The 12,799-nt window shown below is 66.7% G+C and carries 10 protein-coding genes; 7 read left to right on the plus strand and 3 right to left on the minus strand.

Features of this window, described 5'->3' with window-relative positions; translation table 11 throughout:
- Nucleotides 1-17 precede the first annotated feature (17 nt).
- From G3I74_RS13965 to G3I74_RS13975, 3 genes are all read left to right on the plus strand, one after another.
- Nucleotides 18-1,028 (plus strand): dipeptide epimerase, encoded by a 1,011-nt coding sequence (locus G3I74_RS13965; RefSeq protein ID WP_164212224.1) that lies wholly within the window; start codon nucleotides 18-20, stop codon nucleotides 1,026-1,028.
- Nucleotides 1,025-2,056, plus strand: coding sequence for an N-acetyltransferase DgcN family protein (locus G3I74_RS13970; RefSeq protein ID WP_164212225.1), 1,032 nt, complete (start codon nucleotides 1,025-1,027; stop codon nucleotides 2,054-2,056). The genes G3I74_RS13965 and G3I74_RS13970 overlap by 4 nt, the downstream gene beginning before the upstream one ends.
- Before the next feature lie 137 nt (nucleotides 2,057-2,193).
- The gene (locus G3I74_RS13975) at nucleotides 2,194-5,055 is read left to right on the plus strand and encodes an EAL domain-containing protein (protein ID WP_164212226.1); all 2,862 of its coding nucleotides are present in this window, start codon (nucleotides 2,194-2,196) and stop codon (nucleotides 5,053-5,055) included.
- On the opposite strand, the gene G3I74_RS13980 is transcribed toward G3I74_RS13975, so the two are convergent.
- Nucleotides 5,028-6,467 carry a UTP--glucose-1-phosphate uridylyltransferase gene (locus tag G3I74_RS13980; RefSeq protein WP_203594770.1) on the minus strand — a complete coding sequence of 480 codons (1,440 nt, stop codon included), beginning with the start codon at nucleotides 6,465-6,467 and terminating at the stop codon, nucleotides 5,028-5,030. The two genes, G3I74_RS13975 and G3I74_RS13980, sit on opposite strands and share 28 nt — an antisense overlap.
- A 67-nt stretch (nucleotides 6,468-6,534) precedes the next feature.
- Here G3I74_RS13980 and G3I74_RS13985 point away from each other — a divergent pair, with 67 nt between their 5' ends.
- The 3 genes from G3I74_RS13985 (at nucleotide 6,535) to G3I74_RS13995 (ending at nucleotide 10,148) form a co-directional block, all read left to right on the plus strand.
- Entirely contained in the window at nucleotides 6,535-7,326 is a 792-nt protein-coding gene (locus G3I74_RS13985) for an SDR family NAD(P)-dependent oxidoreductase (RefSeq protein WP_164212227.1), read from the plus strand.
- 84 nt (nucleotides 7,327-7,410) lie between these two features.
- Nucleotides 7,411-8,313: an NAD-dependent protein deacetylase gene (locus G3I74_RS13990; protein WP_338063120.1), complete on the plus strand. Its 903-nt coding sequence runs from the start codon at nucleotides 7,411-7,413 to the stop codon at nucleotides 8,311-8,313.
- A gap of 104 nt (nucleotides 8,314-8,417) precedes the next feature.
- Nucleotides 8,418-10,148 carry an amidohydrolase gene (locus tag G3I74_RS13995; RefSeq protein WP_164212228.1) on the plus strand — a complete coding sequence of 577 codons (1,731 nt, stop codon included), beginning with the start codon at nucleotides 8,418-8,420 and terminating at the stop codon, nucleotides 10,146-10,148.
- A gap of 18 nt (nucleotides 10,149-10,166) precedes the next feature.
- On the opposite strand, the gene G3I74_RS14000 is transcribed toward G3I74_RS13995, so the two are convergent.
- Together G3I74_RS14000 and G3I74_RS14005 are read right to left on the minus strand one after the other, a co-directional pair.
- Nucleotides 10,167-10,646 carry a phosphate-starvation-inducible PsiE family protein gene (locus G3I74_RS14000; RefSeq protein WP_164212229.1) on the minus strand — a complete coding sequence of 160 codons (480 nt, stop codon included), beginning with the start codon at nucleotides 10,644-10,646 and terminating at the stop codon, nucleotides 10,167-10,169.
- A gap of 29 nt (nucleotides 10,647-10,675) precedes the next feature.
- Nucleotides 10,676-11,602, minus strand: a complete 927-nt coding sequence (locus G3I74_RS14005; RefSeq protein WP_164212230.1) for a SphA family protein — start codon at nucleotides 11,600-11,602, stop codon at nucleotides 10,676-10,678.
- A 74-nt stretch (nucleotides 11,603-11,676) separates the two neighbouring features.
- Here G3I74_RS14005 and G3I74_RS14010 point away from each other — a divergent pair, with 74 nt between their 5' ends.
- Complete coding sequence (locus tag G3I74_RS14010) at nucleotides 11,677-12,729, plus strand: esterase/lipase family protein (RefSeq protein WP_164212231.1); 1,053 nt, start codon at nucleotides 11,677-11,679, stop codon at nucleotides 12,727-12,729.
- The last annotated feature ends 70 nt before the right edge of the window (nucleotides 12,730-12,799 follow it).

The raw sequence follows: 12,799 nt of genomic DNA on the forward strand, positions 1-12,799 counted from the left end.
GGCTGCAATAATGAGCCATGGCTTTGCAATCGATCACCCTGCAGCTCGACGTGCGCTCATGGCCGCTGAAGATCCCGTTCCGGATCACCGGTCATGTCTTCGATTCGCTGGATTTACTGGTCTGCACCCTGAGCTGCGACGGCGTAACAGGCCAGGGCGAGGCGGCCGGGGTCTACTATCACGACGAGACGGCAGAGAGCCTGCGCGCCCAGATCGAGGCGGTGCGCCCGGCCATCGAGGCCGGCATCGACCGCGCCGATTTGCAGGATCTGCTGCCGGCTGGCGGGGCCCGCAACGCGCTCGACTGCGCGCTGTGGGCGCTGGAGTCGCGCCGGGGCAGGCGGGCGGCCTGGCAGCTCGCGGGCCTGGCGCCGCCGCAGCCGCTGCTGACCACTTTTACCCTGGGCGCCGATCTTCCGGCGGTGATGGCCGAGCGCGCCGCCGGTTTGCCCAAGGCGCGCGCGCTCAAGCTCAAGCTGATCGGCGACGGCCATGACGCCGAACGGGTCGCGGCCGTGCGCCACGCGCGCCCCCATGTCTGGCTGGGCGTGGACGCCAACCAGGCCTTTGACCGGGCCGCCACCGAGGCCCTGCTGCCGGCCCTGGTCGAGGCCCGGGTGGACCTGCTCGAGCAGCCCTGCAGAATCGGCGAGGAAGAAAGCCTGCGCGGCCTGGACTGCCCGATCCCGCTGGCCGCTGATGAAAGCGTGCAGACCCGGCGAGAACTGGAATCCCTGGTCGACCTGTTCGATGCCGTCAACATCAAGCTCGACAAGTGCGGCGGGCTGACCGAGGCGCTGGCGATGGCGCATCGGGCGCGCGCGCTGGGTCTTCGGGTCATGGTCGGCAACATGATCGGCACCTCGCTGTCGTGCGCGCCGGCGTTCGTGGTCGGGCAGCTGTGCGATATCGTCGACCTGGACGGCCCGTGGCACCTGGCGGGGGATGTTGCGCCCGCGGTGGACTACCTCGACGGCTACCTGCATTGCCCGGCCGGGCTTTGGGACCACGCCGGAGCCGGCCCATGAGCGAGCGCCTGGTGCTGCCCCGACCCTGCCTGGTGTTCATCGCCGATGTCTCCGACCCGCGCTACGCCAAGACCGCCAAGGGCCTGATCGACTGGGTGCCCGAGCACTGCGTGGGCGAGTGGGCGCTGCCCGGCAACCCGCTGCGCCTGGGCCTGCCGGTGCTGGACCCGGCCGCGGCCCGGGCGCGCGGGGCGCGCTCGCTGGTCATCGGCGTCGCCCCCGTCGGTGGCCGGATCCTGGACAACTGGGTTCCCGCGCTGGTGCAGGCGCTGGAGGCCGGGCTGGATCTGGTCAGCGGCATGCATACGCCGCTGGCCGGGATTGCGGCGCTGGCGGCGGCGGCCGAGCGCCGTGGCCGTCGGCTGATTGACCTGCGCATCCCGCCTTCGGAGTTGCCGGTGGCCTCGGGTCGACCGCGGCCCGGCCGCCGCCTTCTGACCGTGGGCAGCGACTGCGCCGTGGGCAAGAAGTACACCGCGCTGGCGCTGACCCGGGCCTTGCGCGAGCGCGGCCTGAATGCCGATTTCCGCGCCAGCGGCCAGACCGGCATCCTGATCGCCGGCCAGGGCCTGCCGATCGACGCGGTCAAGGCCGATTTCATTGCCGGGGCCGCCGAGCTGCTCTCGCCGGTCGCCGATCCCGATCACTGGGATGTCATCGAGGGGCAGGGCTCGCTGGTCCATCCCGGCTACGCCGCGGTGTCGCTGGGCCTGCTCAGCGGCAGCCAGCCCGACGTGCTGGTGCTGTGCCACGAGGCCGGGCGCAGCCACGTCTCCGGCTACGGGCCGCAGTTCCCGCTGCCGCCGCTGGCCGAGCTGATCGAACTGAACCTGGCCCACGCCCGCCTGCGCCGGCCGGGCGCGCGCTGTGCCGGCATCAGCCTGAACACCGGCACGCTGAGCGCGGTGAAGGCCGAGCAGGCCATGGCGGCGCTCGAGCAGGAACTCGGGCTGCCGGTGGTCGATCCGGTGCGCGGCGGAACACGTTTCGTAGCGCTGGTTGAGGCCTGTCTGGCCCTAAGACGCTGAAAACTGCAGCGGGTCGATCCTTTCTTTTGATCTGCTCGTGGCTGCATGCTAATATTCACGCAATAATCACAATTGTCAAAGGTTGCGAGTGGCGTTTCATGGCGACGCCGTGAGCTATTGGCGAGGAGCCAGTTTGAATGACAAGAGATCGGCTTCAGGGTCAAGGTGTTGCCGAACTCATCGATCGTCTCGAAGAGCGGGTGCTGCAGTGCGACGCCGAGGGCCGGATTCTTTTTTGCTCCAAATCCGATACCGGCCTGCTGGGCTATAAGCCGCCTGAGCTTGCGCAACGCCGGCTGATCGACCTGGTTCATCCCGATGACCGGACGGCCTTTCCGACCTGGCCAGGTCCGGGCTCTTCGAGTCCCCGGGCCACGCTCAGGCTGCTGTCTGTCGATGGCGCGGTCGGCTGGTGCGAAGTCCAGCTTCACCATCTGTTCGATCTCGGCTCGATTGCCGTAGTCGAAGATGTCAGTCTGCGCGAACAGGCCCGCCAGCAGGCCGACGAGATGCTGACCCGCCTGACCAAGCTGGCGGCCAAAGTGCCCGGCGTGTTGTACCAGTACCAGCAATGGCCGGATGGCCGGGCCTGCTTTCCGTTCGCGACCGATGGCTTGTTCGACGTCTACGGGGTTCGTCCCGACCAGGTGGTGACCGACGCCACGCCGGTATTCGAAATACTGCACCCGGACGATGTCGAGCGGGTTGCCGAGCGTATCCAGGCATCGGCCCGTACCTTGACCACCTGGCGTGACAGCTACCGCGCCATCGCGCCCGACGGGCGAACCGTCTGGCTGGAAGGCGAGAGCGAACCCGAAGCCATGGCCGACGGCAGCGTGCTCTGGCATGGATACATCCGCGAAGTCACCGAACAGAAGCTGGCTTCCGAGCGGCTGGAAGCCAGCGAAGCCCTGTACCGGGCGATCTTCCACAACGTCAACGACGGCATCATCCTGCATCGGGTCATGCCCGACGGTCGGCCCGGGCCGTTTGAGGAAGTCAACGATGTGGCCTGTCGGATCTTGCGTTATTCGCGCGATGAACTCACCAAACTGGCGCCGGGCAAGATTGACGATCCCGAGGCAATGCTTGACATTGCCGCGATCATGCAAAGCCTGCGCGACACCGGCCATGCGAACTTCGAGAGCTTGTTGATCGCCGGGGACGGCACGCGGATCGAGTGCGAGGTTTCCGCGCACCAGTTCGAATACCGCGGCGAGCAACGGATCCTGTCGGTGCTGCGCGATATCCGCGAGCGCAAGACCGCCGAGCGCGAGCTTCGCCAGGCCTTGCGCGAGATGAGCGAGGCCCAGGATGCCCTGCGCCTGCATGCCCGGGTGTTCGAGTCCACGCGCGAGGGCATCATCATCACCGATCGCAACAACCACATTCTGACCGTCAACGCCGCCTACAGCGAGATCACGGGCTATTCGGCGCGCGAGGTCATCGGCCGGAATCCGAGTATTGTCGGCTCCGGCGAAGTCGACAAGTCGGTCTATCGCGAGATGTGGCGGTCACTGGACAGCGAAGGACACTGGCAGGGCGAGTTGCTCAACCGGCGCAAGGACGGCAGCGTGTATCCGCAGTGGCTGTCGATCAGCGCGGTGCGTGGCGACGGCGACGATGTCACGCACTATATCGGCTGGCTACGCGACCTGACCCGGGAAAAGGAAATCGAGCGGCGGATCGAACGGCTGAGCAATCTGGATTCACTCACCGGGCTGCCCAATCGCTCGCTTTTTCGAGATCGCCTGGAGGTCCAGGCGGCGACGTCGGGCAAGCGCGGAAAGCCCTTCTCCTTGCTCTACCTCGATCTTGACCGCTTCAAGATCGTCAACGATTCGATGGGCACCGAATCCGGCGATGCCTACCTGCAGAAGATGGCCGAACGATTGGTTCGTCTGTTGCGGCCCACCGATACCGTCAGCCGCCTGGGCGGCGATGAGTTTGCCCTGCTGCTGCCGGATACCGACGCCGAGGGCGCGGCCCACCTCGCCGGCAAGGTGCAGGCCGAGCTCAACCGGCCGCACAAGATTGGCGACCGCACGCTCAGCCTGACGGTCAGTATCGGTATCGCGATCTATCCCCAGGATGGCAAGGACTATCAGTCGCTGCTGACCGCAGCCGACGTGGCCGTTAATCGGGCCAAGGAAAAGGGCCGCAATACCAGCGAGTTCTTTACCGTCGAGCTCCAGGATCAGGCCCGGCGAACGCTGCAGATCGAGACCGATCTGCGCGCGGCCATGGTCAAGGGCGAACTGTCCCTGCACTACCAGCCCAAGGTCGATCTGGCGTCGGGCGAGATTGTCGGGGCAGAGGCCCTGCTGCGCTGGCAGCACCCGGAGCGTGGGGCGATGTCACCGGCCGAGTTCATTCCGGTGGCCGAAGAAACCGACCTGATTGTCGAGGTCGGCCACTGGGTGCTGGACGCGGCGCTCGGTCAGCAGGTCGCGTGGCGTGAGCAGGCGCTGGCGACGCTGCCGGTCGCGGTCAACCTGTCGGTACGCGAGTTCCGCCAGCCCGACCTGGTCGATTTGATTGCGCGGAAGCTGGCCGAGCACCGGATCGACCCGAGTCTGCTGGAACTGGAGATCACCGAGGGGGTGTCCCTGGATGATTCGATCGGGGTGGTCGAGGTGATGCAGCGTCTGCGCAAGCTGGGCGTGGCCATGGCGATCGATGATTTCGGCACTGGTTATTCATCGCTGAGCTACCTCAAACGCTTCAGCATCAACGACCTCAAGATCGATCAGTCCTTCGTGCGCGCGCTTGACGGCGACAATCAGGCGATCGTGACGGCCATCGTGGGCGTGGCCCGCGGGCTGGGCTTCAGTACAACCGCCGAAGGTATCGAAACGGCCGAGCAGTTGGCCTTTCTCAAGCGCCAGGGCTGCAAATGCGGGCAAGGCTATTACTTCAGCCGACCGGTGCCGGCCGACGAATTTGCCGCACTGCTGCGCCAGCCCAAAGCCTATACCGACCTGATCTCGCCGGTTTGAAGCCTTGAGCTTTCTTGCCGGCCGTCGATCACGCTGCCGGCAGCAATGATGCGGGCGGCCGGACCGTCGTTGACCAGCCGCACGTCGCCGCGCAGAACCACACCGCCCTCGAACCGGATATCGCCCCGGATGCTGACCGACTCGGCGGCCGCCAGCGAAGGCGCGCCGTGTGCAAAGCGCTGGCGGAAAGCGTCAACGGTGGCGTAAAACGCCGGATCGAGGTCAACCCGCAGGGCGTTTTCGCATACCGGATACAGCTGGCCCGATGGATCCAGGCGGTAGCGGTCGGACCAGAGCACCAGCAGGTCTGACGTCGTCTTGACCGGCGCAAAGCGGCTGCGCGGCACGCGCAGGATGCGCGCGTCCGGGAAAATCTCCAGGGCCGAACCCATGGCGGTCTCGACCTGGACGGCGCGCGGGGTCGAGGCGTCTTCGGGGACCACGTGCTTGAGGTTGCGGATCATGGGCAGGCCGAGCACGCCTTCGCGCCGCTCGAGTTCGGTGGACAGGGCCTGCAGGTCCAGCCAGAGGTTGTTGGTGTTGAAGTAGCGGTAGCGCTCGATGTCCTGAAAGCGATCGCGCTCGTCGGCCGGGCACTGGGCCGACTCGCGCAGGCGCAGCCGGCCGTCGCCATCCAGGGCCAGGTGGCCGCCCTTGCGATCGGCCGGCGTGCGATCGGTGACTTCCATCACGAACGGGATGCGCTCGCGCGCCATCCAGTCCAGGATGGCCGGGTCCAGGGTCGCGCCCAGGTTGTCGGCGTTGGAGACGAAGGCATAGCGAAAACCTTGCGCCAGCAGCTGCCGCAGCAGGCCGGTGGCGGCCAGCGCGGTGTAGAGATCGCCGTGTCCGGGCGGGCACCATTCGCGCTGCGGCGCGTCGGGCCATGCGATGGGCGCCAGGGTTTCGGGATCCAGCCGCGGCACGCGGTGCTGGAGAAACGACGGCGGCAGCGGACGCTGTCCGGCCAGCAGTTCGGGGAAGCGCTCCAGGGCCGCCAGCGAGTCCCGGTCGGTCGCGAAGCTGTTCATCAGCAGCAGCGGCACGGCGTGGCCGGACGCCGAGCGCAGGTGCAGCACCTGGCGCGCGATCAGGTCGAGAAAGCTCAAGTTCTCCCGCGCCGGCAGCAGCGACTTGGCCTGGTCCAGCCCCATGGACGTGCCCAGCCCGCCGTTGAGCTTGATCATGACGCAGCGCCGAAGCGCATCGCTTTGGGGCGCGTCGGATCTGGGCAGCGATTCCAGATCCGGTACCGATTCGACCGGGCGGATATCGGCTTCGGTCAGCAGGCCGGTGCCGCCGCCGGCCAGCTGCTCGAAGTAATGGCGGAAGGTGCGAATGGCCAGCTCCGGCAGACCGTCGGCCTGCATCGCTTGCCGGATCGGCGCGAACTTGTGGTCCAATGAGGTCAATGGATTTCTGCCCCCGACGGCTGGTGCTGGATCAGCGGTCGAGTATAGCGGGCCCCTGGAGTTGGACATGCAGTTCAAGGATCAAGTGGTGTGGATCACCGGCGCTTCGTCCGGCCTGGGCTGGGCGATGGCGCTGGAGTTCGCCCGGCTGGGCGCCACGCTCGTGCTCACGGCGCGGCGGGAGAAGATGCTTGAGCAGCTGGTCGCGCATATTGAAGCCGCCGGCGGCAGGGCGGTGGCCATGGCCTGCGATGTCACCGATGACGCCAGCTTGCGCGCGACGGCCGACCGGATCGCGGCCGAGCTGGGCCGGCTGGATGTGGCGGTGGCCAACGCCGGTTTCAGCGTCAGCGGACGCTTCGAGGACATCTCGGCCGCCGACTGGGACCGGCAGATGCGGCTCAACGTCACCGCGCTGGCGATGACGGCCCGCCATGCCCTGCCGCAGCTGCGCGCAACGGCCGGGCGCCTGGTGCTCATCGGCAGCGCCTCGGCGTTTGTGCCCGTGCCCAGGGCGGCGCCGTACGCGGCTTCCAAGGCGGCGGTGCATTCGATCGGCGAGACCCTGCAGATCGAGCTTTCCGGCAGCGGTGTCAGCTGCACCACCATCCACCCGGGATTTGTCGAAAGCAATATCGCGCGAGTCGACAGCGCGGGGGTGTTTCACCCCGACGCCCGCGACCCTCGCCCCGCCCGGCTGATGTGGCCGAGCGATCGGGCAGCGCGGGTGATGGTGCGAGCGATCCGGCGGCGGCGCAAGGTCTTTGTCTTTACCGGTCACGGCCGCCTGGCCTACTGGGTGGGACGGCTGGTCCCTCCGGTCGCGCGCGTGGCCATGCGCAAAGTCGGCGTGCGCTAGGAAAAGGGCTGTCTTCATGCCGTCTGGCGGCCGGGAAGATATGCTCTGCCGCTGAGTTTGAACTGTCGTGATTGCGCTGCCCCCGTGCCCAACGCCCGTCCCCTGATTCGAATCCCGCAGATGCGCCCGGCCACGTCGGCCGCGCCGCCGACGGCCGATGAGGCCGAGCTTGGGCGGTTTGTCGTCGACCATCCGGGGCTTCTGGTGCTGACCGGCGCCGGCATGAGCACCGGCTCGGGGATTCCGGCCTACCGCGACGCCGACGGCCAGTGGCTGCGTCGCGACCCGATTCTTTTTCAGGACTTCATGGCCTCGGCGCTGGTGCGCCGCCGCTACTGGGCGCGCAGTTATTTCGGCTGGCGGCTGATGCAGCAGGCCCGGCCCAACGCCGCCCATCGCGCGCTGGCGCGGCTCGAACAGCTGGGCCGACTGTCGCTGCTGGTGACCCAGAACGTCGATGGCCTGCACGCCACGGCGGGCAGTAGCTTGCTGGTGGAGCTGCACGGCCGCCTGGCCCGGGTCCGCTGCCTGCAGTGCGGCGCAGGCTGCGATCGCGACGAGGTACAGGCACGCCTGGAAGCGCTGAATCCCGACTGGCACCCCGAGGTACTGGGCTACAACCCGGATGGCGACGCCGAGCTCGACGCCAGCGCCTATCCCGGCTTTCGGGTGGCCGAGTGCACGGTCTGCGGCGGGCCGCTGAAGCCCGACGTGGTGTTTTTCGGCGAGCCGGTGCCGCAAACCCGCGCGCAAGCGGTCGCCGAGGCCATCGCGCGCAGCAGCGCGGTGCTGGTGGTCGGATCCTCGCTGGTGGTGATGTCCGGCTATCGCATCGTCCGCCAGGCGGCGGCCGCCGGTCTGCCGATCGCGGCGATCAACGACGGCCGCACCCGCGCCGATGAGCTGCTGCAGTTCAAGCTCGGTGGCGATTGTGTCGGGGTGCTGGAGCGGATTGGTGCCCAAATCGACGGCGCGGCGGCGGCATGAGGCCCTCCGTTCGCCGATTGCGCGCCTGGCGGTCGTTTCTCCGGCAAGCCGGTCCACGATCTCCTATGCTTGCACCTTCAGTCAGCAACGATTAAGGAAACGCCATGAAATCCTCAAGATCCGCCGCTTGCATCGTCGTACTGGTGCTCACGGTCGCGGTATCGCAAACGCTGCTGGCCCAGAGCGAGCCCGCGGACCTGGTTCTGGTCGGCGGGGATGTCGTGACCCTGGCCGCTGATCCGGGCCAGGCCGAAGCCGTTGCGGTTCGGGACGGCCGCATCGTGGCCGTGGGCGAGCCCGCGGAGATCGAGGCGCTGACCGGCCCGGAAACCGAAGTGATTGATCTGGACGGGCGCATGCTGCTGCCCGGCTTTATCGAGGGCCATGGACATTTTCTGGGCCTGGGCGAGGCGCTGATGACGCTGGACCTGCAGGACACGCGTTCTTTTGCCGAGGTGGTCAGCCGGGTCGAACAGGCGGTGGCCGACGCCGAGCCGGGCGAGTGGATCACGGGCCGCGGCTGGCACCAGGAAAACTGGAACGAAACCGGGGAAGACGTGGTCGACGGCGTACCCACCCACCACGAGCTGAGCGCGGTCAGCCCGGACAACCCGGTGCTGTTGACCCACGCCAGCGGCCATGCCGCGCTGGCCAACGAGATGGCGCTGGGGCTGGCGGGGATTGCCGAGCGGACACCGAACCCGGAAGGCGGCGAGATCGTGCGCGACGGGGAAGGCCAGCCCACCGGCTTTTTGCGGCAGGCCGCCCAGCAGCCGGTTCGCGAGCGCATGCGCATCTGGTACCAGGGGCTGGGGCAGATCGCGCGCCAGCAACGCTTTCAGCGCCAGGTCGACCTGGCCGCCGAGCAGGCGTTGAGCCACGGCGTCACCAGTTTTCACGACATGGGCCAGCGTTTCGACGACATCGACAGGCTCCTGGCCATGGACGAAGAGGGCGCATTGCCGCTCAGGCTTTACGTGGCCGTGATCGGCGAGACCAACACCGACCTGGATCGCCGTTTGCCGGACTATCTTCGTCCGCCGGCCGACGGTCGGATGCTGGCGGTGCGCTCGGTCAAGCGCCATCTTGACGGTGCCCTGGGCACCCACGGCGCCTGGCTGCTGCGCCCCTATGCCGACCGTCCCGATCATTCCGGTCTGCCGCAGATGTCGCTGGCCGACCTGCGCGAGACCGCAGCGATTGCTTACCAGCACGGTTTCCAGCTCAACACCCACGCTATCGGGGATCGCGCCAACCGCGAGGCGCTGTCGGTTTACGAATCGATTCAGCGCCTGGCCGGTGACGAGGCGCTGCGCTGGCGCATCGAGCACGCCCAGACCCTGCACCCCGACGACGTGCCGCGCTTTGCCGAGCTGGACGTGATCGCGTCCATGCAGGGCATTCACGCCACCTCCGACGGGCCCTGGGTGCCGCAACGGCTGGGCGAGGAGCGGGCGGAAAGAGAGGCCTACGTCTGGCGCTCACTGCTCGACAGCGGTGCCACGATCTGCAACGGCACCGACGTGCCGGTCGAACCGATCTCGCCGATCGCCTCGCTGCACGCCTCGATTACCCGCGAGATGGCCAACGGCGAGCGGTTTTTCCCGGAACAGTCCATGGAGCGGGTCGAGGCGCTGAAGTCCTACACCATCCACTGCGCCTTCGCCGCCTTTGAAGAAGAACGCCTGGGCACGATCGAGGTTGGCAAGCTGGCCGACCTGGTGGTGCTGGACCGCAACCTGCTCGAAGTCAGCGAGGATGAACTGGCCGAGGCCCGGGTCGACCTGACCCTGGTCGGCGGTGAAGTCCGCTATCGCCGCGAGAACTCAGAGTAGGCCCGCGGAGAACGGACGTCAGTCGCTGCCGGCGCGCTTGAGCAGCCAGTAGGTCGCGCCCAGGGCGAGGATGGCGCCGCCCAGGCCGAGCAGGTGCAGGGGGTCGAGCTTGTCGACCTCCAGCACCATGAACTTGCGCACTACCGCCATGATCGCGATCAGCACCACGACCTCGACGTGGATGAAGCCGCCGAGGCGGCCTTCCTCTTCCATGGTTCGGACGATGGAGTTGTTGAATTCCATCGCGATCAGAACGGTGAGCACCATGTCGAACACGGCCTGGAACAGGCGATAGTCGAACGGGTCCTGGGTCGTGATGAACAGCAGCGAGAATACGTTGGCAACCAGGTAGAAAATGGCCACGAGCACCAGTAGCGCGATGGCCAGGGTCAGGACGATGGAGATGACCCGCTCGAAGCGCCGGTACAGGGACAGGCTGGACCAGTTGGCCGTGATCTCGGGCAATTGCCGCTCAAGCCAGTTCTTCGATTCGGGCATGCTTAGTTCTCCTCGCCTGGAAATCTCGCCTAGAAGAACCGAGCGTACCGCACAATGACCTGGTTGCGCTCGGGGCGGTTGCGAACCGCGGTCTCATGGTAGGCGTGCACGAACAGCACCTGGGGCCCGCGCTGAAAGCGGATGCCGGGTCCGAAGCCGATCACCTGCTCGCGCGAGTCGCGCACGTTCATCCCGTCAATGCGGTCGTCGCTGATCTGGCGCAAGTGGTAGCCGGCCAGGCCCAGCCGCAGTCCCGGGGCGATCTCGCGCGAAATGGCCAGGTTGGTGTGCACGGCTTCGCCGGCCTGGCTCCAGTCCGCGCCCAGGGCCGGTGACGGGTCGTCGTTGCGCCCGTTCCACAGATAGTGAAAACGGGCGCTGATTTCCCACCGATCGGTGAACATCCAGGTGGCCGCATAATGGGGGTTGACGCGAAAGGTATTGGTGCCGGTGTTGGCCAGGCGATTACGGTCATACCCGCCCACCGGAACGGTAAAATTGAAGTTGAATCGCTGCCAGAACGGGCGTCCAAAGAGCTCTTTTTCCGGCCACTGCAGCACCAGCGGACTCAGAAACAGGTCACCGAAGCCGCTTTGGCGATCGTCGAGGCCCGGAATAACATCCAGATCCACGTGGACCAGCGGCAGAATGAACTCCGCGCCCCAGTTGGCGCCCAGCAGCTTGTGATCCGACAACCAGGCGACCTGGGTGGCGATGCCGACCGTGCGCAGGGCGTCCGGCGCGGGCTGGGTGTCGCCGTTGTTGTCGCTGAAGCTGTCGGCATCCGCGGCGATGATGGTCTGCTGAAACATGGTCCCGGGCAGGGCGCGACCATCCATGAAGTTGGTGTTGCCGATGTTGATGGGTGGCAAAACGACCTGGGGGTAGGCGGGCGACAGCCCGCCAAGGGCCAGGAGCACAAAGGTCAGTCTCAAAACTCGAAGGTCAAAGCGCATCGGAGGGTCTCGTTGATCACAGATATCGGTCAGAATGATAACCATCTTCAACTGGCATGCTTTGATTTCCATCAATGACGGTCCGAAAACACAACCCGCCCGGCAAAAAGTCGCTGGCGCTGCTGCTTGCGCTGCCGCTGGTCGTTTTTGCTCTGGTGGCGAGCTGGATCTTCTGGGCGGAGACCCACCCGGATCTGGAGCGGGACCTTCGTGTAACCGCCCAGGCTCAGCTGGAGGAGTGGCTGCCGGAGGTGGTCTCGCCCGAGCCCGGCACGATCGGTTTCAGTCCGGCCTCTGAAGATCATTCCGGCCCGGAGCCTGATGTCGTGTTGATCCACGGGCTGGACGAGCCGGGCGGGATCTGGGACGAAATGGCCGCGGCGATGGCCGAGGCCGGACTGACGGCCTGGGAATTTCGCTATCCAAACGATCAGGCGATTGACCACAGCGCCGACTTGCTCGCCGAACAATGGCCGACGCTGGAGACCGAGACGGTTTTTTTAGTGGGCCACAGCATGGGGGGGCTTGTGATTCGCGATTTCGTCTCGCGCCACCGCCACCCGGTTGAAGGCCCGCCTGCCGTTGGCGGCGCCACGGTCGGCGGCGTCATCATGATTGGCACTCCCAACCAGGGTTCCGAGTGGGCGCGCCTGCGGGCCTGGCTGGAAATCCGCGAATGGATGGCCGATCTGCCCGAGGGCCGTGCCTCGTTGTTCGCCGGCCTGCGCGACGGCACGGGCGCGGCCAAGATCGATCTGCGGCCCGGCAGTCGGTTCCTGTCCGAACTCAATGCCCGGGCATGGCCTGACGCCGTACCCATGCTGATTCTCGGTGGCCAGTTGACCGAACCGACCCCGGAAATGCTGGTCGGCTTGCGCCGGCTGGCCGATGATCTTGGCATCGACGATTTTGACCAGGTCGTCGAGAAATGGTGGCGTGACGCCGGCGAGGGCGTCGGTGATGGGGCGGTGTCGGTCGAGTCGCTGGCCGTGCCGGGCGGTCCGGAACCGGTGCTGCTGCCGGCCTCGCATCGCGGCCTTTTGCTGACCATGCCGCTGTCCGAACAGCAGCCGCCGGCCATCGAAGCGGTGGTCGAGCAGCTGCGGGACTGGCGCTCGGCCAACTAGAATCGTCGCGTTTCCGTTCAGCCTGACTTCAGCCTCGGTGGGTTACAAGGGTCACACAGCGGCAGAAACC

This window comes from Wenzhouxiangella limi, assembly GCF_010499265.1.
GTDB lineage: Bacteria > Pseudomonadota > Gammaproteobacteria > Xanthomonadales > Wenzhouxiangellaceae > Wenzhouxiangella > Wenzhouxiangella limi.

Coding starts and splice junctions, on each gene's coding strand:
- G3I74_RS14000 (WP_164212229.1), bottom strand. CDS start 10,646: ATGCCCGAATCGAAGAACTGGCTTGAGCGGCAATTGCCCGAGATCACG.
- G3I74_RS13985 (WP_164212227.1), top strand. CDS start 6,535: ATGCAGTTCAAGGATCAAGTGGTGTGGATCACCGGCGCTTCGTCCGGC.
- G3I74_RS14005 (WP_164212230.1), bottom strand. CDS start 11,602: ATGCGCTTTGACCTTCGAGTTTTGAGACTGACCTTTGTGCTCCTGGCC.
- G3I74_RS13975 (WP_164212226.1), top strand. CDS start 2,194: ATGACAAGAGATCGGCTTCAGGGTCAAGGTGTTGCCGAACTCATCGAT.
- G3I74_RS13970 (WP_164212225.1), top strand. CDS start 1,025: ATGAGCGAGCGCCTGGTGCTGCCCCGACCCTGCCTGGTGTTCATCGCC.
- G3I74_RS14010 (WP_164212231.1), top strand. CDS start 11,677: ATGACGGTCCGAAAACACAACCCGCCCGGCAAAAAGTCGCTGGCGCTG.
- G3I74_RS13995 (WP_164212228.1), top strand. CDS start 8,418: ATGAAATCCTCAAGATCCGCCGCTTGCATCGTCGTACTGGTGCTCACG.
- G3I74_RS13965 (WP_164212224.1), top strand. CDS start 18: ATGGCTTTGCAATCGATCACCCTGCAGCTCGACGTGCGCTCATGGCCG.